The organism is Herbaspirillum sp. RV1423, from assembly GCF_000577615.1.
In the GTDB taxonomy this organism is placed as follows: domain Bacteria; phylum Pseudomonadota; class Gammaproteobacteria; order Burkholderiales; family Burkholderiaceae_D; genus Herbaspirillum.
Genome location: NZ_CBXX010000047.1, coordinates 1 through 22,984, shown reverse-complemented (window position 1 = coordinate 22,984; position 22,984 = coordinate 1). Strand labels below are relative to the sequence as shown.

Here is a 22,984-nt window from a genome sequence, read left to right as displayed (position 1 = left end):
GCATGAACGCGAGAATGTGTATTGAACCCCTGAGCCAGACCGTCGAGGTCGAGGCCGGGCAGACCCTGCTCGACGCCGCCCTGCGCGCCGGCGTCTACATCCCCCACGCATGCCTGCATGGCCTGTGCGGCACCTGCAAAGTGCAGGTGGTCGAGGGCGAAGTCGATATCGGCGACGCCTCGCCGTTTGCGCTGATGGATTTCGAGCGCGACGAAGGCAAGTGCCTGGCATGCGTAGCGACCGCCTCGTGCGATATCGTGATCGAAGCGGAGATCGACGAGGAACCCGACGCCGAGATGCATCCGATGCAGGACTTCACCGGCACCGTGGCGAAGATCGTCGATCTGACCCCGACCGCCAAGGGCGTGTACATCGAGCTCGATGGCGACGGCATCGATTTCCAGGCCGGCCAGTACGTGAACCTGCACGTGCCGGGGCTGGACCAGCCGCGCGCGTTCTCGCTCGCCAACGCACCGTCGCAAAAACGGATGATCGAGCTCAATATCCGCAACGTGCCCGGCGGCCAGGCCACCGGCTATATCCACAACCAGCTCAGGGAAGGCGACCGCCTGCGCCTGAACGGTCCCTACGGCCGCTTTTTCGTGCGCCGCTCGGCGCCCGAAAAGCTGCTGTTCCTGGCCGGCGGCACCGGCCTGTCGAGCCCCAAATCGATGATCCTCGACCTGCTCGAGCGCGGCGAGACGCGCGCCATCACGCTGGTCTACGGCGCCCGCCACCGTGCCGAGCTGTATGACGACGAGCTGTTCCGCGACCTGGCCGCGCGCCATCCCAACCTCACCTATGTGCCGGCGCTGTCGGCGCCGGCCGAGAGCGACGCATGGGAAGGCGAAACCGGCTTCGTGCACGACGTGGCGACGCGCCACTTCGGCGGTGACTTCCGCCAGCACAAGGCCTACATGTGCGGCCCGCCGGTAATGATCGACGCCTGCATCACCACGCTGATCCGCGGCCGCCTGTTCGAAAGGGATATGTACATGGAAAAATTCATCTCCGCCGCCGACTCCGAGTCGACCGCGCGCCGCAGCCCACTGTTCAAGGCGATCTGACATGGGAACCCTGACGACAACCGAAGGGCTCGACGCGGCGGCTTGCAAGCACACGGTGCGGGTCCGCGAAACCGGCGAAACCTACCAGTGCGGCAGCAGCGAAACGATCTTGCAGGGCATGGCGCGCATCGGCCGCAAATGCATTCCGGCGGGCTGCCTGAACGGCGGCTGCGGCGTGTGCAAGGTGGCGATCCGCGCCGGCGAGGTCCACAAGTCGGGCGCCATGAGCCGCGCCCACGTAACCGAGCAGGAAGAAGCAGCGGGCGTGGTGCTGGCATGCCGCGTGGTGCCCGACTGCGAAGTGGAGCTGGAAGTGGTGGGTAAGATGAAGAAAGCCTTCCTGCGTTCGCCAGCGGCGCCAAACGAGCAAAACCGATAGCAACCGAATTACAAAAAAGGAGACAGAAATGGGTGTCATGCGGATAGGCCACATCAGCATCAAGGTGATGGACATGGCGGCATCGGTGAAGCATTACGAAAACGTGGTCGGCATGAAGACCACCCACACCGACGCCGAGGGCAATGTGTACCTCAAATGCTGGGACGAGTGGGACAAGTATTCGGTGATCCTGACGCCATCGGACCAGGCGGGATTCAACCATGTGGCGTACAAGGTCGAGCGCGACAGCGACCTCGATGCGCTGGCCGAGCGGATCGGCGCGCACGGGATCGCGGTCGAGCACCTGGCGGCAGGCAGCCTGCCCGACTGCGGGCGCATGCTCCGGTTTGCCATGCCCAGCGGGCACGAGATGCGCCTGTTTGCGCAGAAGGAATGCGTCGGCACCGACGTCGGCTCGACCAACCCCGACCCTTGGCCGGACGACGTGCGCGGTGCCGGCGCGCACTGGCTCGACCACTGCCTGCTGATGTGCGAATTCGACCCCGCCAACGGCATCAACAAGGTCGCGGAAAACACCCGGTTCTTCATCGAGGCGCTCAACTTCTTCCAGACCGAGCAGATCACGGTGGGACCGGACGGCGCGTTCCAGCTGGCGTCGTTCCTGTCGCATTCGAGCAAGCCGCACGACATTGCCTTCGTCGGCGGCGAGCGCGCCGGCTTGCACCACCTGTCGTTCTTCCTCGATTCGTGGCACGACATCCTGAAGGCGGGCGACATCATGGCCAAGAACCGGGTGCGGATCGACGTGGCGCCGACGCGCCACGGCCTCACGCGCGGCGAGACGATCTACTTCTTCGACCCGTCGGGCAACCGCAATGAGACCTTTGCGGGGCTCGGCTACCAGGCGCAGCGCGACAAGCCGGTCGTGACCTGGACCGAGGACCAGGCCGGGCGCAGTATCTTCTATCACACCGGGGTATTGGAGGAGAGCTTCACGACTGTTTACACCTGACCAGGACGGAGGCACGCGTGGGCACGAGCACCCACGCGTTGCACGGGTCTACTCGGTCACCAGCTTGATCTTGCGGCTGCGTACCTTGCGTACGATGTCGAGAAACCCCATCAGCGCCGGCGAGGCATTGTCCGCGCGGTACACGCAGCTCAGGTCGACCTTCGCCTCCGCCGAGCGCAGCGGGTGGTAGCGCACGCCGGGCAGCTGCAGGTTCACCGCCGATTCCGGCACCACCGCCATCCCCAGCCCGGCCGACACCAGCGCAATGCAGGTCATCACGTCTTCCACCTCATGCACCACGTTGGGCGTCAAGCCCTCGTCGCGCAGCAGCGACACCACGTTGTCGGCAAAGGTCGGGCGCACGTTGTTGGGGAACAGGATCAGCGGCTGGTTGTTCAGGTCCCTGACCGCCAGCGTACGCCGCCGCACCAGCTCGTGGTCCTTGTGCATCGCCACGTACAGGCTTTCCATCATCACCGTCTCCACCACCAGGTCCTCCACCTCGGGGAACACGCGGTTAAAGCCGATGTCGAGCCGTTTCTCGCGCACCGCCTCGACCTGCTGGATCTTGGTCGTGTTCTGCAGCGAGATGACGATGTCGGGATGGGTCTTGCGCAGTTCGATCAAGAGAGTCGGAATCACGTTCAGGATCGCCGAGCCGAACACGCCGATGTCGAGCCGTCCCAGCTGCCCCTGGTGCGCCAGCCGCGTCTTGTTGGTGGCCTGGTCGGTAAGGGCGACGATCTTGCGCGCCTCCTCCAGGAACACCGCGCCGGCCGGGGTCAGGGCCACGCCGCGCGTGGTTCGCTCGAACAGCACCACGCCCATGCTCGCCTCGAGCTGCTGGATCTGGCGCGTCAGCGGCGGCTGCGAAATGTGCAGCCGGCCAGCGGCGCGCGTGAAATTGAGCTCGCTGGCGAGCACCAGGAAGTAACGGATCTGACGCAGGTCCATTGGAATTGACCGAGGAAGGAGACTGCAAAGTTATACCCCAGGCGCATCGATTGCGCAACGTAAAGCCATACCTATTCGGTATCAATCAAGACCTATTTAGTATTTTACAGAATGAAACGCGCTCCATAGAATCGTAGTCAAGGAGGCAGCACATGACACCAGGATCAGACCAGCAGGAATTTGGGTGGGAAGCGGCGCAGCGCGCCGCCGTGGGCGCGGTCCGCCACGCCGTCGAACTGGGCGTCAGGATCAATGTTGCCCTGGTCGATGCCGGCGGCAATCCACTCGCTTTCCTGCGCATGGGCGGTGCGCCGCTGCACTCGATCGGTATCAGCGAGGACAAGGCCTACACCGCGCTGAGCTTCGGTTTGCCGACCAGCCAGTGGGGCAAGGTGCTGGAGCAGGAGTCGGCCGCGCTGCGCCAGGGCCTTCCCCTGCGCCCACGGTTCGTGATGTTTGGCGGCGGGCTGCCGATCCGGGCCGGCGCTGCCGTGATCGGCGCGATCGGCGTCTCGGGCGCCTCCGAGGAACAAGATGAAGCATGTGCGCGCGCCGGCCTGGCCGCCGCGTCGCTCGAGTCGTAACCGCGAATCCAAGGACCTTACCAATGAAAGAAATACTTAACTTCATCAACGGCGAATTTGTCGCAACCACCGACTGGTTCGACAAGACGACCCCGTACGACGGCAAGGTGATCGCCCGCGTCGCGGCCGCCGGCAAGCCCGAGGTCGATGCCGCGGTACGCGCCGCCCGCAGCGCGCTTGACGGCCCCTGGGGCAAGCTGGCGGTCGCCGACCGCGTCGACATGCTGTACGCGGTGGCCGACGAAATCACCCGCCGCTTCGACGATTTCGCCGAAGCCGAAATGAGCGACATCGGCCAGCCGTCCCACTTCATCCGCCACGTCGACGTGCCGCGCGGCGCCGCCAACTTCAAGATCTTCGCTGACGTGGTCAAGAACGTGCCGTCCGAATTCTTCGAAATGGCCACCCCCGACGGACGCGGCGCGCTGAACTATTCGCTGCGCCGCCCGGTCGGCGTGGTGGCGGTCATCTGCCCGTGGAACCTGCCGTTCCTGCTGATGACCTGGAAACTCGGCCCGGCGCTCGCGTGCGGCAACACGGTCGTCGTCAAACCTTCCGAGGAAACGCCGCAGACCGCCGCCCTGCTGGGCGAAGTGATGAACAAGGTGGGCATGCCGAAGGGCGTGTTCAACGTGGTCAACGGCTTCGGCCCGGACGCCGCCGGCGAGTTCCTGACCACCCACCCCGGCGTCAGCGCCATCACCTTCACCGGCGAGACGCGCACCGGCGCGGCCATCATGAAGGCCGCAGCGGACGGCGCCCGTCCTGTGTCGCTCGAAATGGGCGGCAAGAACGCCGCCATCGTCTTTGCCGATTGCGACATGGACGCTGCCATCGAAGGCACCTTGCGCTCCACCTTTGCCAACTGCGGCCAGGTATGCCTGGGCACCGAGCGCGTGTACGTCGAGCGCCCGATCTTCGACGAATTCGTCAGCCGCCTGAAGCGCGGCGCCGAGAGCATGAAGCCCGGCCTGCCCGCCGACCCGGCCAGCAAGATGGGCCCCCTGATCTCGCAGGAGCACCGCGACAAGGTACTGTCGTACTACCGCAAGGCGGTGGAAGAGGGCGCCACCGTCGTCACCGGCGGCGGGGTTCCGGACATGCCGGCCGCACTGGAAGCCGGCTCGTGGGTCGAGCCGACCATCTGGACCGGCCTGCCCGACAGCGCGGCGGTGATGCGCGACGAGATCTTCGGCCCGTGCTGCCACATCTCCCCATTCGACAGCGAAGAAGAAGTCATCCGCCGCGCCAACGACAACCCCTACGGCCTGGCCGCCGCGGTGTGGACCACCAACCTGCAGCGCGCGCATCGCCTCGGCGGCGTACTGGAAGCGGGCATCGTCTGGGTCAACTCCTGGTTCCTGCGCGATTTGCGCACGCCGTTTGGCGGCTCCAAGCAGTCGGGCATCGGGCGCGAAGGCGGCGTCCATTCGCTCGAGTTTTATACCGAACTTAAAAACGTGTGCATCAAACTGTGACCATGGACAAGACACTCATTACCCAGCTCGGCGACGAACTGTACCAGGCTCTGATTACGCGTTCGGTGATCGATCCGCTGACCGCGCGCCACCCCGAGCTGACGGTGGAACATGCCTACCGCATCCAGCAGCGCATGATCGAACGCCGGGTCGAAGCCGGCGAACGCATCATCGGCAAGAAGATCGGCGTCACCTCGCGCGCCGTGATGAACATGCTCGGCGTGTACCAGCCCGACTTCGGCTACATGCTCGACGGGATGATCTACAACGAAGGCGCGTCGGTGCCGATCGACACCCTGATCCAGCCCAAGGCCGAGGGCGAGATCGCCTTCATCCTCAAGAAGGACCTGATGGGCCCCGGCGTGACCAACGCCGAGGTGCTGGCCGCCACCGAATGCGTGATGCCGTGCTTCGAGATCGTCGACTCGCGCATCCGCGACTGGAAGATCAAGATCGGCGACACCGTGGCCGACAACGCTTCGTGCGGGGTGTTCGTGCTGGGCGACCAGGCGGTCGATCCGCGCAAGATCGACCTCTCGCTGTGCGGCATGGTCCTTGAGCGCAACGGCGAAATCATCGCCACCGGGGCCGGCGCCGCGGCCCTCGGCTCGCCGGTAAATGCGGTGGCGTGGCTGGCCAACACCATGGGCGCGCTTGGCATTCCGCTCAAGGCCGGCGAAGTCATCCTGTCCGGCGCACTGGCGGCGATGTTCCCCGCCAAGGCCGGCGACAGCTTCCGCGTCAGCATCGGCGGCCTTGGCGGCTGCTCGGTGCGCTTCCATTGACGTCCAGGACCTGGCTTTACCTAACGACTTTATCGGAGCATCTTCCATGAAAAAAATCAAATGCGCAGTGATCGGGCCGGGCAATATCGGCACCGACCTGCTGGCCAAGCTGCAGCGCAGCGCCGTGCTGGAACCGGTCTGGATGGTGGGCATCGACCCGGATTCGGACGGCCTAAAGCGCGCCCGCGAGATGGGCATCAAGACCACCGCCGACGGCGTTGACGGCCTGCTGCCGCACGTCATCGAAGACGGCGTGCAGATCGCGTTCGACGCCACCAGCGCCTATGTCCACGCCGAAAATTCGCGCAAGCTCAACGCGCTGGGCGTGCTGATGATCGACCTCACGCCGGCCGCGATCGGCCCGTTCTGCATCCCGCCGGTGAACCTGAAGACGTTGGTCGGCAAGAGCGAAATGAACGTGAACATGGTCACTTGCGGTGGCCAGGCGACGATCCCGATGGTGGCTGCGGTGTCGCGCGTGCAGCCGGTGGCGTACGGCGAAATCATCGCCACCGTCGCGTCGCGCTCCGCCGGTCCCGGCACCCGCAAGAATATCGACGAATTCACCCGCACCACGGCCGGCGCGATTCGCGACGTGGGCGGCGCAAAGGAGAGCAAGGCGATCATCGTGTTGAACCCGGCCGAGCCGCCGATCATCATGCGCGACACCGTGCACTGCATGACCGAGTCGGCGCCCGACGAGGAGCGCATCACCGCCTCGATCCACGCCATGATCGCCGACGTGCAGAAATACGTGCCCGGCTACAAACTGATCAACGGCCCGGTCTTCGACGGCAACCGCGTATCGGTGTTCCTTGAAGTGGAAGGGCTGGGCGACTACCTGCCGAAATACGCCGGCAACCTCGACATCATGACGGCGGCCGCCGCCCGCACCGCCGAGATGTTTGCCGAAGAACTGCTGAACGGCAGCCTCACGCTCGAACGCGTGGCCGCCTGACCCAAGGAGAGAAGAGATGAACCTTAAAGGCCGGAAGATTATTTTGCATGACAATACGCTGCGCGACGGCATGCACCCGAAGCGCCACCAGATCACGATCGAGCAGATGATCGCGGTGGCCAAGGGTCTCGACGAAGCCGGCATGCCGCTGCTCGAGATCACCCATGGCGACGGCCTCGGCGGCGGCTCGGTGAACTACGGCTTTCCGCTGCATAGCGATGTCGAGTACCTCAACGCGGTGCTGCCGCACCTCAAGCGCACCAAAGTGTCGGCGCTGCTGGTGCCCGGCATCGGCACCGTCGACCACCTGCGCGCGGCGCACGACTGCGGCCTGCACACGGTGCGGGTGGCAACCCACTGCACCGAAGCCGACGTGGCGGAGCAGCACATCGCGGTGGCGCGCAAGCTGGGCCTCGACACCGTCGGGTTCCTGATGATGGCGCACATGAATACCCCCGAGAAGCTGGCCGGGCAGGCCAAGCTGATGGAGTCGTTCGGCGCCGAATGCGTGTACGTGACCGATTCGGCCGGCTACCTGCTGCCGGACGGCGTGACCGAGCGCGTGGCCGCGCTGCGCGCCGTGCTCAGGCCCGAGACCCAGATCGGCTTCCACGGCCATGACAACCTGGCGATGGGCGTGGCCAATTCGCTGGCCGCCGTGGAAGCGGGCGCGGTGCGCATCGACGGCTCGACCAACGGCCTGGGCGCGGGCGCCGGCAATACCCGGCTCGAAGTGTTCGTGGCAGTCTGCAACCGCATGGAGATCGAGACCGGCGTTGACCTGTACCAGATCATGGACGTGGCCGAAGACATCGTGCTGCCGATGATGGACCACATGGTGCGCATCGACCGCGACGCGCTGACCCTGGGCTATGCCGGCGTGTACTCGACCTTCCTGCTGTTCGCCAAGCGCGCCTCGGCGAAGTACGGCGTGTCGGCGCGCGACATCCTGGTGGAGCTGGGGCGGCGCGGCATGGTGGCGGGTCAGGAAGACATGATCGAGGACACCGCAATGACCCTGGCGCGCGAGCGGAGGATGGCAGCATGAATCTCGACCACGCAACCATCGTACGCCTCGCGCAGCACCTGGAAGACTGCGAGCTGGAGGCACGCGACACCACCAAGATCACTGAGGATTATCCGGGCATGGACTGGGACGACGCCTACGCGATCCAGGACGAGATAAGGCGCCGCAAGGTAGCGCGCGGCGGCAGGATCGTCGGCCTCAAGGCCGGCCTCACCTCGCACGCAAAGATGAAGCAGATGGGCGTCGAAATACCGGTCTTCGGGTTCCTGGCCGATTCCTTCGCGGTGCCGGACGGCGGCGAGTGCAAGGTGGCGCAGCTGATCCACCCGAAGGTGGAGCCGGAGATCGCCTTCGTCACCAAGCGCGCACTGAAGGGCCCCGGCTGCCACATCGGCGCGGTGCTGGCGGCGACCGATTTCGTCATGCCGGGGATCGAGGTCATCGATTCGCGCTACCGCGACTTCAAGTTCGACCTGAAGAGCGTCGTTGCGGATAACACGTCGGCAGTGCGCTTCGTGGTCGGCGGCCGCCCGGTCGCTGTGGGCGAAGTAGACCTGCGCACGGCCGGCATCGTACTGGAAAAGAATGGCGAGCCGGTGGCCTTCGGCGCCGGCGCGGCCGTGCTGGGCCACCCGGCCGCGGCCATCGCGATGCTGGCCAACCATCTCGGTGCGCGCGGCGAGGAAATCCCGGCCGGCAGCCTGATTCTGTCGGGCGGCATAACGGAAGCGGTGGCGGTGCAGGCCGGCGATTCGGTTTGCCTGCGGATTCAGGGCATGGGCAGTGTTGGCATGCGCTTCGTATAAAATACTTATCAAAGGAATTCATTATGCCGTTCGCTCAGATTTATCTGCTGGAAGGCCGGACCGAGGAACAGAAGCGCGCCGTCATCGAGAAGGTGACGCAGGCGCTGTCCGAGGCGGTGGGTGCGCCGAAGGAAAACGTGCGCGTCTGGATGCATGACGTGCCGAACACCAATTGGGGTATCGGCGGCGTCAGCGCCAAGGACCTGGGGCGCTGATCATGACGACCAATCCGAACCCAGAAATCGGCAAGACCGTCGTTGCCAACGGCGTCAAGACGAACTACCACGAGCAGGGCGAGGGAGCGCCGGTGCTGCTGATCCACGGTTCCGGCCCGGGCGTGACCGGCTGGGCCAACTGGCGCCTGACCATGCCGGCGCTGGCCAGACAGTTCCGCGTGCTGGCGCCCGACATGGTGGGCTTCGGCTACACCGAGCGCCCGGCGGGCGTCCAATACAACATGGACACCTGGGTCAGCCACATCATCGACTTCATGGACGCGCTGGGCATCGAGCGCGCGCACGTGGTCGGCAACTCGTTCGGCGGCGGGCTGGCGCTGGCGCTGGCGATCCGCGCGCCGCAGCGGGTCAACCGCCTGGTGCTGATGGGCAGCGCCGGCATCGCGTTTCCGATCACCGAGGGCCTCGACCGGGTGTGGGGCTACACGCCGTCGCTCGACAACATGCGTGGCCTGCTCGACGTGTTCGCGTACAACCGCAACCTGGTCAATGACGAGCTGGCGCGGATGCGCTACGAGGCGAGTATCCGGCCTGGATTCCAGGAAGCGTTTTCGCAAATGTTCCCGGCGCCGCGCCAGCGTGGCGTCGATGGGCTGGCGAGCCCGGTGGAAGCAATCCGCGCGCTGCCGCACGAGACCATGGTGGTCCACGGCCGCGAGGACAAAGTAATACCGCTGGAGAGCTCGTACCAGCTGTTCGGGCTGATTCCGAAATCGCAGCTGCACGTGTTCGGGCAGTGCGGTCACTGGACCCAGATCGAGCATGCGGCGCGCTTCAACCAGCTGGTTGGCGACTTTTTCGCCGAGGGGGAAGACTGACGGAAGTACCAGCTCATCAGGCGCCGGCGGCGGCCACCACGATTCCAGTGACGGCCATTCTGTGGCTGTCGCTGGCGGCGTTTTGCAGCGCGATGTCGTCGCGCGTGGCCGACGCCCAGCTGCCGAACCTGGCCAGCGAGTTCAGCGTTTCGCTGGGCGTGGCATCGGCGGTCATCACCTGCTTCGCCATCGCATGGGGTGCGTCGCAGCTGTTCTTCGGCCCCCTGGGCGACCGCTTCGGCAAGTACGTCGTGGTCGGTTGGGCCTGTGTGGCCTGCGCGTTCACCGCGACGCTATGCGGGCTGGCGCCAAGCTTCCCGATGCTGCTGGGTGCGCGCCTGCTGGCGGGCGCCACTGCCGCCGCGACCATTCCCTTGTCGATGGCGTGGATCGGCGATGTGGTGCCTTACGAGCGGCGCCAGCCGGTCCTGGCGCGCTTCCTGCTGGGGCAGATTGGCGGCTTGTCGTCCGGCGTGATGGTGGGCGGACTGGCGGCCGACTACCTGGGTTGGCGCGCGCCGTTCTTTGGCATTGCGCTGGCGTTCGCCGCACTCTCGGTGGCGCTGCTGTCGATGAACCGGCGCCTGCCCGAGCGCGCGCGCCAGGTGCGCAAGGCGGAAGGCCACGCGGTGCGCCGCATGCTCGCCGAGTTTGGCCATGTGCTGTCCTCGCGCTGGGCGCGCGTGGTGCTGCTGACGGTGTTCGTGGAAGGCGCGTTCGTGTATGGCGCCTTCCCCTTCATTGCTTCGCACCTGCATCGCCTGCACGGGGTATCGCTGTCGAAGGCCGGCAGCCTGGTGATGCTGTTCGGACTGGGCGGGGTGCTGTTTGCGACGACCTCGGGCATGCTGGTCAGGCGCCTTGGGGAAGTGGGCCTGGCACGCTGGGGCGGGACGATTCTGGGTGCGGGCTTGTTGCTGGCGGCGCTGGCGCCTTCGTGGCCGTGGGCGATTCCCGGATGCCTGTTGGCCGGGCTTGGGTTCTACATGCTGCATAACACCTTGCAAATCAACGCCACGCAGATGGCGCCGGAACGGCGTGGCGCGGCGGTATCGGCCTTTTCGTCCTGCTTCCTGCTCGGGCAATCCGCCGGGATGGCATTGGCGGGGGCGCTGGTGGAGGGGATCGGTACCACGACGGTGATTGCGGCCGGCGCACTGGGGGCAGTGGCGGTGGCGATGAATTTCGCGCGGCTGCGGGCGCGCAAGCTGGCGGCTGGTTGAAGAAAATGGGTTTCTCACAGGCCTGGGCGCGATGTTGATCAGGATTGAGCTCGCAACCGAAGCGCGAGGTGGCGCCCGCCAGGAAGCTTGCCGGTACGGAAATGAACGACCTCATCCGCAATGGCGCGACGACCTATTTCCACGAGAGCGGCACCTGCCGCATGGGCAAGGATTCGCTTGCCGTGGTCGACCCGAGCCTGCGCGTGAATGGCATCAGGAAGCTGAGGATCGCGGACAGCTCGATCATGCCGCGCATCGTGTCGGTGGCGACGATGGCGACCTGCGTACTGATTGGCGAACGGATGGCCGAGATATTGAAAGCCGAGGCCTGAGCGCCCCGCACCAGGCATTTATCGTTACCGGCTTCTACGTTCTGCTGCCAGAGCTGCGGTTACCGGTGACACCACGTTCAAACCAGGAGACAAAAGATGAAAACCCAACTGATTATCGATAACGAACATGTCGCCGCCCGCGGCGGTGCGACCTACGCCCGCATGCATCCGGTGTCCGGCAGCGTCGTCACGACAGCAGCCGCGGCCACCGTCGAAGACGCCATCAAGGCGGCGGAGTCGGCCGCCGCGGCCTTCAAGACCTGGTCGCTGACCAGCCCGACCGAGCGGCGCAAGATCCTGCTCAAGGCCGCTGACGCGCTGGAAGCGCGGGTGCCCGAATTCATCCAGGTCATGGCCAGCGAGGTGGGCGCCTCCGAGCTCTGGAGCGGCTTCAACGTGATGCTGGCCGCGAACCTGTTCCGCGAGGCCGCCTCCCTGGTTACGCAGATCCAGGGCGAAACCATCCCGACCGACAAACCGGGCACACTGTCGATGACGGTTCGCCAGCCGGTTGGCGTGGTGCTCAGCATGGTGCCATGGAACGGCCCGGTGGTGCTGGCGGCCCGCGCCATCGCGTATCCGCTCGCCTGCGGCAACACCGTCATCTTCCGCGCCTCCGAGGCAAGCCCGCGCATGCACCTGATGGTCGCTGAGGCGCTGCTCGAAGCCGGCCTGCCGGCGGGCGCCCTGAACTTCCTGACCAACGACCCGGACAATGCACCGGAAGTGGTTGATGCGCTGATTGCCCACCCGGCCGTCCGCCGCATCAACTTCACCGGCTCGACCCGGGTCGGGCGCATCATCGCGCAGAAGGCTGCCACCCAGCTGAAACGCTGCCTGCTCGAACTGGGCGGCAAGGCGCCGCTGGTTGTGCTCGACGATGCCAATATTGAGGGCGCGGTCAAGGCCGCCGTGTTCGGCTCCTTCCTGTACCAAGGGCAGATCTGCATGTCGACCGAGCGCCTGGTTGTCGACGAAAAGGTGGCCGACGATTTCGTCGCCAAATTCGCGGCACGCGCATCCGCGCTGAAAATGGGCGATCCTGCCGCAGGGCCGGGCTGCGTCATCGGCCCGATGGTCACGGCCGAGAATGGCACGCGCCTGAACGATCTGATCGACGATGCAGTCCGCAAGGGGGCAGTCCTGGTATGCGGCGGAATGGCCGATGGCGCAGTGATGCCGGCGACCATCCTGGACAAGGTGACGCCCGCCATGCGCATCTATGACGAAGAGACCTTCGGCCCGATCACCACTGTCGTACGCGTGAACGGCGCCGAGGAAGCGATCCGCGTCGCCAACGATACGGCCTATGGCCTGTCGTCGGCAGTGTTCGGCCGTGACGTGCACCGTGCGCTGGCGGTCGCCCTCAGGATCGATGCCGGATGCGTGCACGTGAACGGCGCCACGGTCCAGAACGAAGCGCAGGCACCCTATGGCGGCACGAAAAACAGCGGCTATGGCCGCTTCGACGGCCGCGCCGTCATCGACGAGTTCACCGAACTTAAGTGGGTGACCATCGAGCCCGAGATGCAGGACTATCCGTTCTACGTTTTCCGCTGCGCTTCCTCCACGGCGGTGCCGGGCGACCAGCGCCCCACCGCCGATCCCAAGAATAGTCAGGAGACAATCATGACGAACCACACACGCGGCCGCATGCTGCCGCGAACGACGCACGCCCTTGCCGCCTTGGCCGCTTTGCTGTGCAGCCCTGTCTTTGCCACCGAAGGCGGGGGCAGCATCTATGCCAACGGCGTCGAAAACTTCCTGTCAGGGGCGCTGCCGCCGCCGGGCTTCTATTCGATTGTATACGGCACCCGCTACCATGCGACGGCGCTGCGGGACGACAGCGGCAATGACATCGCTGCGGCCGTCGGCGGCTTTCGCGCGGACGTGACGGGTATCGTGCCCCGCTTTGTCTGGGTGAGCGATACCAGGGTATTCGGCGGCCAGCTGGCCTTCCAAACGATCGTTCCGCTGTTGAATGTCGACGTCCGCGTCGGCCCGAATGCGCAGAGCAAGACCGGAATAGGGGACATCAACCTCGCTGCAGCGCTTGGCTATCACGTGTCGGACAAACTCCATTATGTTGTCGCCTTCGAGGTCAACGCACCTACCGGCAAGTATGAACGCGGCGACGTTGCCAACATCGGCCGCAACTACTGGAATGTCGAGCCGCTGATAGCGATTTCTTACGCGCAGCCGTCGGGAATCAACGCCGACGTGAAGCTGATGTACGATTACAATTTCCGCAATGGCGATACCGATTACCGGTCCGGCCAGGAACTGCATGCCGACTATGCGCTCGGCTGGGGCCTTGGCAATGGCTGGGTGGCCGGGGTTGGCGGGTATGTGTACCGCCAGGTTTCCGACGACGACGTCACAGGCAGCAGCGTGCCTGCGAACAGGGGCCGTGCCTTCGCGGCGGGACCGATCGTGAAGTACCAGAGCAAGAACGGCTGGTTCCTCAGTGCGAAGTACGAGCGTCAGTCGGGTGTGCGCAACCGCTCCGATGGAGAGGCCTTCTGGGTCAAGGCCATCATCCCGTTCTGATCGGGCCCATGCGGTAAGCGTCCAGCACATGGAAGGAATGCATGACGAAGCAGTCTGAGAGCGACATTGCAACCAGCGTGATCCTGCACGATGTTCGTCTCGAACATCGTGCCGATTACGAGCGCTGGCTTCTCGATGCCACGGCCGCGCACCAGCGCTTCGCAGGCTATCTGGGGACGGATATCATACGTCCGGTCGAATCCGGTTCCAGGTACGTCATCATCCTGCGTTTTGTCGACAAGGAAACCGCGCACGCCTGGCTGCTCTCGCCGGTGCGTCAGGCGCTGCTGAAGGTTGCCGAACCCTGACTGGCCGGCGACGATCGCTTTCACGTGCACCATGATGCCGAGTTCTGGTTCACCCCGCCATCCGGACGGCGCCAGCCCAGGCGCTGGAAGCAATGGATGCTGTCCGCACTTGCGGTATATCCGCTGACGGTGCTCCTGCCGCCACCAATCCGTACGATGGCGGCATGGATTGTCCCGGGTTTGCCGGGCCTGGCGGTGGCAGCCGTCACCGCATTGATGATTTCAGGTTTGATGGTGTATCTGCTGATGCCCTTCCTGATCCGCCTGGCCGGGCGCTGGCTGATGAAATAGCGGCCTCCCGGCGGCGGAGCGGAGCTGGCGACCAGCAAAGCTTGTTACTGCTTGAGCGCTTCGACCTGGATCGCCAGTTTCACGGTCGGGTTGAAGCCCATCTGCACGCCGTAGTCGATGCCGAAGTCGCTGCGGTTGAAGCTGGCCGAGGCGTCGGCGCCGCAGGCTTCGCGCTTGAACATCGGATGCTGAATGCACTTGAACTGGTTGATCGTCAGCTTGACCGGTTTGGTTACGCCATGCAGGGTCAGTTCGCCGTTGACCTCGAACGGCTGGTCGCCCTTGAAGGTGATCGATTTCGACTTGTAGGTCGCCGTCGGGAATTTGGCGACGTCGAACATGTCCGCACCCTTGGCGTGCTCGTTCATCTTGGCATGGCCGAAGTCGAGGGTGCTGGCATCGATCGTGATGTCGACGCTGCCGGTTTTCGCCTTGCGGTCAAGCGTGATGCTGCCGCTCGTCTTGGTGAACTTGCCGCGCCAGACCGACAGCCCACCCATGTGGTCTGCCTCGAAGCTCGGGAAGGTGTGGTTCGGCTCGATCGCATAGGTGTCGGCGGCGAGTGCGCTCCCGGCGGCGCTGATGGCAAAGGCGGCTGCGATGATGTGCTTGATGTTCATGTGGGTTATTTCCTTGGTTGAGATTACTGGTTGCCCGCTGTGACGCGGAATTTGATCAGGACTTCGTTGGCGAGCATGCTGGTGTCGCTCCACTCACCCTCGCCGATGCCGAAAGTCAGGCGCCGGATCGGAATCTGACCCTCGAATACCTGTCTGGGGCGTCGGCCTTGACCGTCAGCGGAAAGGCGACGTCAGCAGTCTTGCCCTTGATCGTCAGCTTTCCGGTGACCGCAAGCGTCCCATTGGCGGCGGGCTTGATGGCGGTGGAGACGAAGCTGGCCTGCGGGAACTGGGCCGCGTTGAACCACTCCTTCTTTCCGACCTCGCGGTTGTACTCCTGGTCGCCGATGTCGAGGCTGGCCGTCGCGATGTTCACTTGCGCCTTTGCGGCTTCGGGACGCTTTGCGTCATAGTCGATCTGCGCGTTGAACTGCTTGAACTTCGCCTCGACCGGAACGTTCATCTGCTTGAACACGGCGCTGACGCTGCTGCGCGCAGCGTTGACCTTGAGGGGCGCGGCCTGCCCGAACAACGGAACGAGCAGGGACGCGAGTGCGAGATGGCGTAGAGGTTTCATTACTGTTCCTTAAGTGTAGCGACCTGCGTTTGAAACGGGCCAGACCAGCATTCCAGCCGATTCTCAGCCAGGAATAACTGCAACTGACGGTCCCCTCAAACCAGCATTAGCTGCAAATGGACCTGCATTTGATGGGTCCGACCTGCATTCCATCAGCGAGAACCAGAAATAACTGCAACTGAAAATGTTCCAGGAACTTATTGAGCGGCCTTGTTCATGGAACAAGTTTGGTGGACTGCGTTTGTGGACTTCGAGCGCCGGGCATCCCGGCCACAGCGTGCCTGCGTCATCGTCCGTCCAGAAAACCTACCTTTTCTGGATTTTGCGCCCGCTCCCCGGCATCCAACGACAAGGCTGGACTCTTGGCGATGATTCGAGTAGGATTAAATCCTATCACGCAATCGGAGACTACTATGCGAACAACTCAGCAATTGAGTATCACCCTGCCGCTGGATATGGCGGACGTGGTGAAGGCCAAGGTGCGGACTGGTGAGTACGCGACGGAAAGCGAAGTCATCCGCGACGGTCTGCGTGCGCTCCTGGCGCGTGATCGGGCTGTTGAAAGCTGGCTGAACCACCAGGTCGGACCGGCATACGATGCGTTGAAAGCCGATCCAGCCCGAGCCGTTACCGTTGACCAGGTACGCGCCCGCCTAGCCGCCGAGCACGCCAAGGCGCGATGAGCTACCGCGTCATCTTCTCCCCCGAGGCCGAGGAACAACTTATAGCGCTGTACCGCTACATTGCCGATGCGGCCTCGTCCGATATAGCAACCGGGTACACGGAAGCTATCGTCAGCTACTGCGAGAGTCTGTGTACCTTCCCCCATCGCGGCACTGTGCGCGATGACGTGCGGCCGGGCCTGCGCATCACCAACTACAAGAAGCGTGCTGTGATCGCTTTCGCCGTGGACACCGAGCAAATATCCATCATCGGCATCTTCTACGGCGGTCAGGATTATGAAACGATCTTGCAAGTTGACTCCGATGATGGACCGGAGCACTGAAGCGATGACCGAAAATCTTTCTTCCGGTTTAGGATTCCGTTTGCCGCCGAATATCACTGTCACGCGGCAACTTCTACCGAACGGCATGGCGTATGTGTTCCGTGATTACGAGCTGGGCGAACTTGGCAGGCTTGCCGTAGAAAGCACGCCGACAGGAGATACACAGATCGTCAGCGAAGTTGCCGGCGAAGCGTGCGACCCGATGACGCAACAACGCCTTAAAGTCCTCGACCCGATTTGCAAGGAGTTGACACGTATCCTTGAATCGGTGCGGGGGCGCGGACGCCCCGCGCCGCTCCCAATTCGACAACCTCACCCACAGGGTCAAGTTCCTTGCGAGGAAGTACGTTGCGATATGTGCGGCACGATGGTGGCGTTCTTGGTGTTCGCCGATGGCGCAATCGATGATGGCAGATTCGAGGACTACGCCCGCCAAATGTACCCGCACTATGCGCGCCACAATGTGCCGACCTACATCATTGGACCAGAGTTGGGCAACGGTCCAATGGAGCAGCGCCCGGCCAACATCCTCAAGGTGTGGCCCCAGCGCGGCCCCATGGAATGCCTGCGGCCCGAAGAGTTCAACCCTCGCATCATCGAACTGGCCGAACGGCATTGCTGATGGTCAGTTGCAGTTAATCCTGGCTCGCGCCGATGGAATGCAGGTCGGCCCCATCAAATGCAGGTCCACTTGCAGCTAATGCTGGTTTGAGGGGGCCGTCAGTTGCAGTTATTCCTGGCTGAGAATCGGCTGGAATGCAGGTCCGGCCCGTTTCAAACGCAGGTCACTACAGTTAGTCGTTCGTTTCTCTTTAGTCTACGCTTCAAATGGCCACACTTGGCACTAATGGCATCCATTAAAAACTCCTCGCTGTTAGTCTTTTTCAACGGTAGCGCGAAGGTCACGGACGCTGCAAGCAATCTCATCTTGATGGCAAATGGGCTAGGTGACACCAACACTGTCTGCAAAATGCTACAACGCCATGGCAGGCTGCTTATCGCTAGGGAAATAAAGGGTATTCCAGCATAAGCAGAGCAAGGCATGATTCATGCGAACGTCTCTCATGAAGTTTGATTGTTTGCGACCATTGAGATGGTCGCCAAACATTCCCATCAGAATGACGTAAAAATACTAAAATCTTTTCCGCCTGAACAGACCTACAACAAAATGTAGGCATCAATCGTACGGCGATGGGGGTGTCTTGTGGCTTTCACATGGCAGCAATTTTTAATTTATATCTCTAAGAATATGATGGGAAAAATCTATCTCTACGCATTGATTGCGGCGTGTCCTTTGCTCATTGCCGCATGCGGGGGAAAAGCTGAGCCAGTACGTCGATTTAACGTGATCGATTTCGATGGCTATAAATTGCCGGGGCGTATTGAAGAGGCAAAGAAAATGGGTTTCAAGGATTGTAAATCAGGCTACGGTCACTTTGAATGTGCTCGAACAGACAAGACTACCTTGCTGGGCGTGAAGACTTTGAACGCGTCGTTGAGTCTTGAGTATAAGGACTATTTTCTGGATGACGGCACCTATAAAACCGAGTTACCTCAAGATCAAAGAGTGCCGGAAAAATTAAGCTATGAAAGCATCTCATTTCTTCTGCCAGAGACGCAGTACGAAGAGCGATGTGTAGCGAAAAAGAAACTTGATGTGTGGGATAAACCTATCGAATGTCGCAAGGATGACGAGGGAACTGAGTATCTGAAATATAAATTGCTAACTACCGGATGGTTGACGAGAGATTCGAAATTGCATCGTTATTATTTCAAAGAGGATCAACTAATCCAGATCCACATTGATCGAGATGGAAAAAATGTAGATATCAAGCAAATCTCCAGAAAAGAACGAGACTCTGCGATTCAGAGTATCAAACAAAAAATTAGTGATGCCCAAGCCAAACAGGCTGCTCAAGATGACGTACTTAAGAAGCTGAAAGATTAAACGCCGCCCGATGGCTCATCAGAGAAAATATTTATGCCAATAGCGTCGACAATGGCACCTTCGTAAGAAACCATACAAGAAGCTATCAGCGAAAGGGACGTAATGGAGTTTTCAGTACCGATCGAGCCGGATGACGAAGGTTATCTGGGACGGGAATGCCCCGAATGCGAGAAATACTTCAAGATCAAGGGCGGCACCGGCATACCGGACGTTCCTGGCTGTCACTGTCCCTACTGCAATCACGTTGACGGTCACGACACCTTCTGGACGAAGGCGCAGATCGAGTATGCGCAATCAGTGGCGCTTCACGAGGTCAGCCGCCATTTGCTGGGCGAAATGAAGAAAATGGAGCGTCGCCCCGACAGAAACGCCTTCATTTCCATCGGCATCACCGTCAAGGGTGAGCCCACTCCGATTGCGCGTTATTCCGAGCGTGAGCTGGAAGAGCGCGTGACGTGCGCTGCCTGCACGCTGCAATACACAATTTACGGTGCGTTTGGCTATTGTCCCGACTGCGGTGTTCACAATTCGCAGCAAATCGCCTGTGCGAATTTTGGTAATCCCCCCTTTAAAAAGTATCAGTTAGAAGTAGAATTTTCTTAAATGAGATTTTGAGGAAGTTTTACATGAAGACATCACGATTCACGGAAAGTCAGATCATCAGCATCTTGAAGCAGGCCGAGGCAGGTACGCCCGTACCGGAGCTTTGCCGGGAGCATGGAATGAGTTCGGCGTCGTTTTATAAGTGGCGCAGCAAATACGGCGGCATGGATGCGTCGATGATGTCCAGGATGAAAGAACTTGAGGACGAGAACCGCCGGCTCAAAAAAATGTACGCCGAAGAAAGATTGAAGGCGGAGATGGTGACGGAGGCCATGCAAAAAAAGTGGTAAGGCCATCTCTGCGACGAGAGATGGCCAAAAAAGCGGTTCAGCAATATGGCTGCAGTATCCGGTTGGCCTGCGCGGCCTTTGCGATCAGCGTGGTTTGCTACCGCTATCATGCCAAGTTGTCGAGCGAGAACGCCGTGATTGCCGACTGGCTGGTAAGGCTGACCAACAATCAACGCAACTGGGGATTCGGCATGTGCTTTCTGTATCTGCGCAACGTCAAGGAATTCGGTTGGAACCACAAACGCGTCTATCGCATTTATCGCGAGCTTGAGCTCAATTTGCGCATCAAACCGAAGAAGCGGCTGGTCAGGGAAAGGCCCGAAGCGTTGAGCGTTCCTGAATCGATCAACGCGGTCTGGTCCATGGATTTCATGCACGACCAATTGTCCGACGGGCGCAGTATCCGATTGTTCAACGTGATCGATGACTTCAATCGCGAAGGTCTTGCCATTGATGTCGATTTCTCACTGCCAGCGGCTCGTGTCATCCGCTCTTTGGATCAAATCATCGAATGGCGCGGCAAGCCGCTGACCATTCGCTGTGATAATGGGCCGGAATACATCAGCGCGACCCTGGCGGCATGGGCGCAAAAGCGCGCCATCCGAATCGAATACATCCAGCCTGGGCAACCGCAACAAAATGCCTATGTCGAGCGCTACAACCGCACAGTACGCTACGACTGGCTGGCCCATTACCTGTTTGAATCGATCGACGAAGTCCAAGAGTTTGCGACCAAATGGCTATGGACCTACAATCACGAACGCCCGAACATGGCGCTCGGCGGTATCACCCCGAAGCAGAAATTGGCCCTTGCGGCTTAGCCTCTACTTCTAGCTAAGCTTAGAAATGGGGGGATTACCTTTTGATCTGTCTTTGAAATTGCTGGATCTGGCCGCCGGCGCCGAGGCGAACGTGCAAGCCAAACTCGTTGAAAATGCGCTGGAAGACGTGGTATCGGCATTCGACGGCTTTGGACGAGAGCACTGTGCCGGGTTGGCCTACAAACTGTCATTTCAGAACATCGATGCCGCGCGCACCAAGCTCCAAAAGGAGGAAGGCTTCGATATTGGGGCTGGAGTAGCCCAGGACGAATGGGATTTTGTATGCGAGCAATTTCAAAAGCGTCACTTATTAGCACACAAGATGGGCATTGTTGACGAGGAGTTCGTCCGCAAGACGGATAGTAGACTTCCGGTCGGGCGCAAAGTACCGATCGAGGAAGCCGACGTGCGGAGCTTGGTCAAGATACTGAAGACGGTCGTTGATACGCTTTATGGGGGCGTGGCACGTCGGTAGAGGTTCACATAACTCGAATCTAAAAAACCTTTATAGCTTAGGCCATGCAAGTGCTATGACGAACAATATTTCTTTTAATGATGACCATTCTTTCCCCGTTGATGTCTTTCATGATGAATTGGGAAAGGTTGGAAATGCGACGTTGGCCTTTGGCCCACGAAAAGCAATTTCACTCAGATTTCGAGGGGGAACAATTGCGAAATTTGATACGGAAAAATCTTATGAAAGATTGGTAGCAACTTCACTTGAAGGCAGATCCTATACGCTGTTTAATTGTGAGCTGCATTTCGGCGACGTTTATGCAGAATACATTCTTGCTGGCGAAGCATTTAATGCTTTCGATTCCATCGAAATCGAAATGACCCACATCACTCAATGGTTTTTTCAATGGGAACGAATCATTGGTGACGTCGGGACTTCCGTTCAATGGAAGAACCGACCTTCAAGAATCTCTGCAAACGTAACATCTCCATTGGGAAATTTTTGCCTCGCAATTGATCCACATACTGATCTAACAGCAACAGCTGAGAGAAGCGAAATTCTCAATACAGCGGTTGTTTTGGTCGAAAACTCTCACTCTCATCTCGGAGTGATCGACATCCGTTCCCTCGTTACTAGTCTTTGCACGCTGTTCTCCATTCTATTGGCACTACCGGTGTCGGTACTCACTGTTCGCGCCAAAGATAAGAACGGGAAATGGCACTCTATTTATTTTCCTCACTATGAAAAAGTGGAAGAAGATGAACGAGATGCCAAAAATGGAATGCGATATCTGCTAAAGCGAAGAATCTTAGATGAGGATGCAAAATGGCAAGTCATCGCGCAAGCATTCTTTAATTCAGAATTGCGCGATCCCAATTGGATCAGACTGTCTTCAATGAAGCGATATCAGGATTTCTGGGAATACAAAGTTGCCGCCTATGTTTTCCTTCTCGACTCCTACGTAGATTTCAAGACAAAATCACTGCCCAAGAAAAACAGCAAGTCAGCTACGAATAGAATTAATCACTTCAGCAGGGAGCTATCAACCGTATCGAATTTGAATACAGAACAAAGTGCTGATATCGTTGAGCTAGCAACTAAGATCTTTGGTTCGATAGATCATTCCTTCGTCGATAAGTATCAACACGTGGTTTCAAATGTTGATCAAGACGTTCTGAAGATTATCAATTTGACGCACTCTGATTTTGTAACTTTGAAGAACTTTAGAGATGATGTTGCTCACGGGAAAACGATAACTTTTGGTAGCGCGTCAGCATCAGTTATTCCTAGACTCACCGAGAAGCTGTCGCTTCTCCTGACCTATTTTGCATTCCTAGATTTTGACTTGACCTCGGCCGATTTCATCGAGTGCATTTCTCACACATGGAATCGGATGGTCTTAAGTTCCGATATCAATGGCATGCATTTGTCGCGCGTAAATAAATCGGCGGAATTCATTACCGTATCTAAAGGCACTCTCAACACAATCAAACAGCAAACAAAAAAGCGGACTTTTTGCTGTTTTCATTTGAATCCTAACGGTGAGCCAACGTTCTCTGAATATCATACGGATCTTTACTATAAGCAGCTATTTGTTGAAAAGCCTTCCAATTCATCACAAGATCCGAATTCCATATTCCAGTTGGCAAATAGAAAAGTCCGTACGATTGGAACCTTATATTTTGAAAATGGCGAAGATCACCTTGAACTTCATCACGTATTTTTGTTTGAGCCAATTTAGACAGCCAAGGCCAACTTACCGCCTTTATTAGCCGTCCGTTCTGGAGCGACGGGATTGCGGCACTTTTGCTTCATATGCGGCGGCGATTGGCAAATTCGCTTCAGATAATCGGGCACTTTTACTTCAACGGACGGTGGCGCTCGTAGTCGGTG

26 protein-coding genes and 2 pseudogenes are annotated in these 22,984 nt (G+C 60.2%); 25 read left to right on the top strand and 3 right to left on the bottom strand.

The genetic code is table 11. From position 1 onward, the window contains the following. Window positions 1-2: 2 nt before the first annotated feature. The 3 genes from RV1423_RS25765 to RV1423_RS25755 are packed head-to-tail and all read left to right on the top strand — an operon-like array spanning window position 3 to window position 2,419. Window positions 3-1,067, top strand: a complete 1,065-nt coding sequence (locus RV1423_RS25765; protein WP_034303241.1) for an NADH:ubiquinone reductase (Na(+)-transporting) subunit F — start codon at window positions 3-5, stop codon at window positions 1,065-1,067. A gap of 1 nt (window position 1,068) precedes the next feature. Next, window positions 1,069-1,446 (top strand): 2Fe-2S iron-sulfur cluster-binding protein, encoded by a 378-nt coding sequence (locus RV1423_RS25760; protein WP_155835297.1) that lies wholly within the window; start codon window positions 1,069-1,071, stop codon window positions 1,444-1,446. 28 nt (window positions 1,447-1,474) lie between these two features. After that, window positions 1,475-2,419 (top strand): catechol 2,3-dioxygenase, encoded by a 945-nt coding sequence (locus RV1423_RS25755; RefSeq protein WP_034303239.1) that lies wholly within the window; start codon window positions 1,475-1,477, stop codon window positions 2,417-2,419. 48 nt (window positions 2,420-2,467) lie between these two features. On the opposite strand, the gene RV1423_RS25750 is transcribed toward RV1423_RS25755, so the two are convergent. Beyond that, entirely contained in the window at window positions 2,468-3,373 is a 906-nt protein-coding gene (locus RV1423_RS25750) for a LysR family transcriptional regulator (RefSeq protein WP_034303237.1), read from the bottom strand. A 152-nt stretch (window positions 3,374-3,525) separates the two neighbouring features. Between RV1423_RS25750 and RV1423_RS25745 the strand changes: the two genes are divergently transcribed. The 14 genes and pseudogenes from RV1423_RS25745 (at window position 3,526) to RV1423_RS28775 (ending at window position 14,769) form a co-directional block, all read left to right on the top strand. Further along, the gene (locus RV1423_RS25745; protein WP_034303235.1) at window positions 3,526-3,957 is read left to right on the top strand and encodes a heme-binding protein; all 432 of its coding nucleotides are present in this window, start codon (window positions 3,526-3,528) and stop codon (window positions 3,955-3,957) included. A 23-nt stretch (window positions 3,958-3,980) separates the two neighbouring features. Next, the gene (locus tag RV1423_RS25740) at window positions 3,981-5,435 is read left to right on the top strand and encodes a 2-hydroxymuconic semialdehyde dehydrogenase (RefSeq protein WP_034303233.1); all 1,455 of its coding nucleotides are present in this window, start codon (window positions 3,981-3,983) and stop codon (window positions 5,433-5,435) included. A gap of 2 nt (window positions 5,436-5,437) precedes the next feature. Beyond that, a complete protein-coding gene (dmpE, locus tag RV1423_RS25735; protein WP_034303231.1) occupies window positions 5,438-6,220 on the top strand; it encodes a 2-oxopent-4-enoate hydratase in 783 nt (260 codons plus the stop codon). A gap of 46 nt (window positions 6,221-6,266) precedes the next feature. Then, window positions 6,267-7,178: an acetaldehyde dehydrogenase (acetylating) gene (locus RV1423_RS25730; RefSeq protein WP_034303229.1), complete on the top strand. Its 912-nt coding sequence runs from the start codon at window positions 6,267-6,269 to the stop codon at window positions 7,176-7,178. Between the two features lie 16 nt (window positions 7,179-7,194). After that, the gene (gene dmpG, locus RV1423_RS25725) at window positions 7,195-8,226 is read left to right on the top strand and encodes a 4-hydroxy-2-oxovalerate aldolase (RefSeq protein ID WP_034303227.1); all 1,032 of its coding nucleotides are present in this window, start codon (window positions 7,195-7,197) and stop codon (window positions 8,224-8,226) included. Further along, on the top strand, window positions 8,223-9,011 hold the full coding sequence (gene dmpH / locus RV1423_RS25720; RefSeq protein WP_034303225.1) for a 2-oxo-3-hexenedioate decarboxylase: 789 nt from the start codon (window positions 8,223-8,225) through the stop codon (window positions 9,009-9,011). The genes dmpG and dmpH overlap by 4 nt, the downstream gene beginning before the upstream one ends. A 23-nt stretch (window positions 9,012-9,034) precedes the next feature. Next, complete coding sequence (locus RV1423_RS25715) at window positions 9,035-9,226, top strand: 2-hydroxymuconate tautomerase (protein ID WP_034303223.1); 192 nt, start codon at window positions 9,035-9,037, stop codon at window positions 9,224-9,226. 2 nt (window positions 9,227-9,228) lie between these two features. Then, a complete protein-coding gene (locus RV1423_RS25710; protein WP_034303221.1) occupies window positions 9,229-10,065 on the top strand; it encodes an alpha/beta fold hydrolase in 837 nt (278 codons plus the stop codon). Window positions 10,066-10,112: 47 nt separating this feature from the next. Continuing rightward, a complete protein-coding gene (locus RV1423_RS25705; RefSeq protein WP_231502514.1) occupies window positions 10,113-11,288 on the top strand; it encodes an MFS transporter in 1,176 nt (391 codons plus the stop codon). Window positions 11,289-11,332: 44 nt separating this feature from the next. After that, window positions 11,333-11,620, top strand: coding sequence for a GMC oxidoreductase (locus RV1423_RS25700; protein WP_050469155.1), 288 nt, complete (start codon window positions 11,333-11,335; stop codon window positions 11,618-11,620). Between the two features lie 96 nt (window positions 11,621-11,716). Then, a pseudogene (locus tag RV1423_RS30715) lies at window positions 11,717-13,165 on the top strand (aldehyde dehydrogenase); the annotation flags it as partial. Beyond that, the gene (locus tag RV1423_RS30710; RefSeq protein WP_306411267.1) at window positions 13,148-14,170 is read left to right on the top strand and encodes a transporter; all 1,023 of its coding nucleotides are present in this window, start codon (window positions 13,148-13,150) and stop codon (window positions 14,168-14,170) included. The pseudogene RV1423_RS30715 and the gene RV1423_RS30710, both read left to right, overlap by 18 nt. A gap of 41 nt (window positions 14,171-14,211) precedes the next feature. Next, the gene (locus RV1423_RS28780; RefSeq protein WP_050469154.1) at window positions 14,212-14,478 is read left to right on the top strand and encodes an antibiotic biosynthesis monooxygenase; all 267 of its coding nucleotides are present in this window, start codon (window positions 14,212-14,214) and stop codon (window positions 14,476-14,478) included. Window positions 14,479-14,502: 24 nt separating this feature from the next. Further along, window positions 14,503-14,769, top strand: a complete 267-nt coding sequence (locus RV1423_RS28775; RefSeq protein ID WP_155835296.1) for a hypothetical protein — start codon at window positions 14,503-14,505, stop codon at window positions 14,767-14,769. Window positions 14,770-14,813: 44 nt separating this feature from the next. On the opposite strand, the gene RV1423_RS25685 is transcribed toward RV1423_RS28775, so the two are convergent. Next, window positions 14,814-15,389 (bottom strand): YceI family protein, encoded by a 576-nt coding sequence (locus RV1423_RS25685; RefSeq protein WP_034303217.1) that lies wholly within the window; start codon window positions 15,387-15,389, stop codon window positions 14,814-14,816. Window positions 15,390-15,412: 23 nt separating this feature from the next. Continuing rightward, window positions 15,413-15,966: pseudogene (locus RV1423_RS25680) on the bottom strand (YceI family protein). 413 nt (window positions 15,967-16,379) lie between these two features. Between RV1423_RS25680 and RV1423_RS25675 the strand changes: the two are divergent. The 8 genes from RV1423_RS25675 (at window position 16,380) to RV1423_RS25630 (ending at window position 22,832) form a co-directional block, all read left to right on the top strand. Next, window positions 16,380-16,649 (top strand): type II toxin-antitoxin system ParD family antitoxin, encoded by a 270-nt coding sequence (locus RV1423_RS25675; RefSeq protein ID WP_034303215.1) that lies wholly within the window; start codon window positions 16,380-16,382, stop codon window positions 16,647-16,649. After that, window positions 16,646-16,972, top strand: a complete 327-nt coding sequence (locus RV1423_RS25670) for a type II toxin-antitoxin system RelE/ParE family toxin (RefSeq protein WP_034303213.1) — start codon at window positions 16,646-16,648, stop codon at window positions 16,970-16,972. The genes RV1423_RS25675 and RV1423_RS25670 overlap by 4 nt, the downstream gene beginning before the upstream one ends. A gap of 4 nt (window positions 16,973-16,976) precedes the next feature. Further along, entirely contained in the window at window positions 16,977-17,594 is a 618-nt protein-coding gene (locus RV1423_RS25665; protein WP_034303262.1) for a hypothetical protein, read from the top strand. Between the two features lie 582 nt (window positions 17,595-18,176). Continuing rightward, the gene (locus RV1423_RS25655) at window positions 18,177-18,920 is read left to right on the top strand and encodes a hypothetical protein (RefSeq protein WP_155835295.1); all 744 of its coding nucleotides are present in this window, start codon (window positions 18,177-18,179) and stop codon (window positions 18,918-18,920) included. A gap of 102 nt (window positions 18,921-19,022) precedes the next feature. After that, on the top strand, window positions 19,023-19,523 hold the full coding sequence (locus RV1423_RS28770; RefSeq protein ID WP_051516962.1) for a hypothetical protein: 501 nt from the start codon (window positions 19,023-19,025) through the stop codon (window positions 19,521-19,523). A gap of 23 nt (window positions 19,524-19,546) precedes the next feature. Beyond that, window positions 19,547-20,634 (top strand): IS3 family transposase gene (locus tag RV1423_RS25640; RefSeq protein WP_231502513.1). Its coding sequence is split into 2 segments (ribosomal slippage): window positions 19,547-19,799 and window positions 19,799-20,634, totalling 1,089 coding nucleotides; the frame shifts between segments, so codons are not numbered across the junction. A gap of 52 nt (window positions 20,635-20,686) precedes the next feature. After that, window positions 20,687-21,109: a hypothetical protein gene (locus RV1423_RS25635; protein WP_155835294.1), complete on the top strand. Its 423-nt coding sequence runs from the start codon at window positions 20,687-20,689 to the stop codon at window positions 21,107-21,109. Between the two features lie 55 nt (window positions 21,110-21,164). Beyond that, window positions 21,165-22,832 (top strand): hypothetical protein, encoded by a 1,668-nt coding sequence (locus RV1423_RS25630; protein ID WP_155835293.1) that lies wholly within the window; start codon window positions 21,165-21,167, stop codon window positions 22,830-22,832. The last annotated feature ends 152 nt before the right edge of the window (window positions 22,833-22,984 follow it).

Excerpts from the sequence above, each read along its gene's own strand:
- RV1423_RS25765 (WP_034303241.1), top strand. The coding sequence starts at position 3 with ATGAACGCGAGAATGTGTATTGAACCCCTGAGCCAGACCGTCGAGGTC.
- RV1423_RS25760 (WP_155835297.1), top strand. The coding sequence starts at position 1,069 with ATGGGAACCCTGACGACAACCGAAGGGCTCGACGCGGCGGCTTGCAAG.
- RV1423_RS25755 (WP_034303239.1), top strand. The coding sequence starts at position 1,475 with ATGGGTGTCATGCGGATAGGCCACATCAGCATCAAGGTGATGGACATG.
- RV1423_RS25750 (WP_034303237.1), bottom strand. The coding sequence starts at position 3,373 with ATGGACCTGCGTCAGATCCGTTACTTCCTGGTGCTCGCCAGCGAGCTC.
- RV1423_RS25745 (WP_034303235.1), top strand. The coding sequence starts at position 3,526 with ATGACACCAGGATCAGACCAGCAGGAATTTGGGTGGGAAGCGGCGCAG.
- RV1423_RS25740 (WP_034303233.1), top strand. The coding sequence starts at position 3,981 with ATGAAAGAAATACTTAACTTCATCAACGGCGAATTTGTCGCAACCACC.
- dmpE (WP_034303231.1), top strand. The coding sequence starts at position 5,438 with ATGGACAAGACACTCATTACCCAGCTCGGCGACGAACTGTACCAGGCT.
- RV1423_RS25730 (WP_034303229.1), top strand. The coding sequence starts at position 6,267 with ATGAAAAAAATCAAATGCGCAGTGATCGGGCCGGGCAATATCGGCACC.
- dmpG (WP_034303227.1), top strand. The coding sequence starts at position 7,195 with ATGAACCTTAAAGGCCGGAAGATTATTTTGCATGACAATACGCTGCGC.
- dmpH (WP_034303225.1), top strand. The coding sequence starts at position 8,223 with ATGAATCTCGACCACGCAACCATCGTACGCCTCGCGCAGCACCTGGAA.
- RV1423_RS25715 (WP_034303223.1), top strand. The coding sequence starts at position 9,035 with ATGCCGTTCGCTCAGATTTATCTGCTGGAAGGCCGGACCGAGGAACAG.
- RV1423_RS25710 (WP_034303221.1), top strand. The coding sequence starts at position 9,229 with ATGACGACCAATCCGAACCCAGAAATCGGCAAGACCGTCGTTGCCAAC.
- RV1423_RS30710 (WP_306411267.1), top strand. The coding sequence starts at position 13,148 with ATGCAGGACTATCCGTTCTACGTTTTCCGCTGCGCTTCCTCCACGGCG.
- RV1423_RS28780 (WP_050469154.1), top strand. The coding sequence starts at position 14,212 with ATGACGAAGCAGTCTGAGAGCGACATTGCAACCAGCGTGATCCTGCAC.
- RV1423_RS25685 (WP_034303217.1), bottom strand. The coding sequence starts at position 15,389 with ATGAACATCAAGCACATCATCGCAGCCGCCTTTGCCATCAGCGCCGCC.
- RV1423_RS25675 (WP_034303215.1), top strand. The coding sequence starts at position 16,380 with ATGCGAACAACTCAGCAATTGAGTATCACCCTGCCGCTGGATATGGCG.
- RV1423_RS25670 (WP_034303213.1), top strand. The coding sequence starts at position 16,646 with ATGAGCTACCGCGTCATCTTCTCCCCCGAGGCCGAGGAACAACTTATA.
- RV1423_RS25665 (WP_034303262.1), top strand. The coding sequence starts at position 16,977 with ATGACCGAAAATCTTTCTTCCGGTTTAGGATTCCGTTTGCCGCCGAAT.
- RV1423_RS28770 (WP_051516962.1), top strand. The coding sequence starts at position 19,023 with ATGGAGTTTTCAGTACCGATCGAGCCGGATGACGAAGGTTATCTGGGA.
- RV1423_RS25630 (WP_155835293.1), top strand. The coding sequence starts at position 21,165 with ATGACGAACAATATTTCTTTTAATGATGACCATTCTTTCCCCGTTGAT.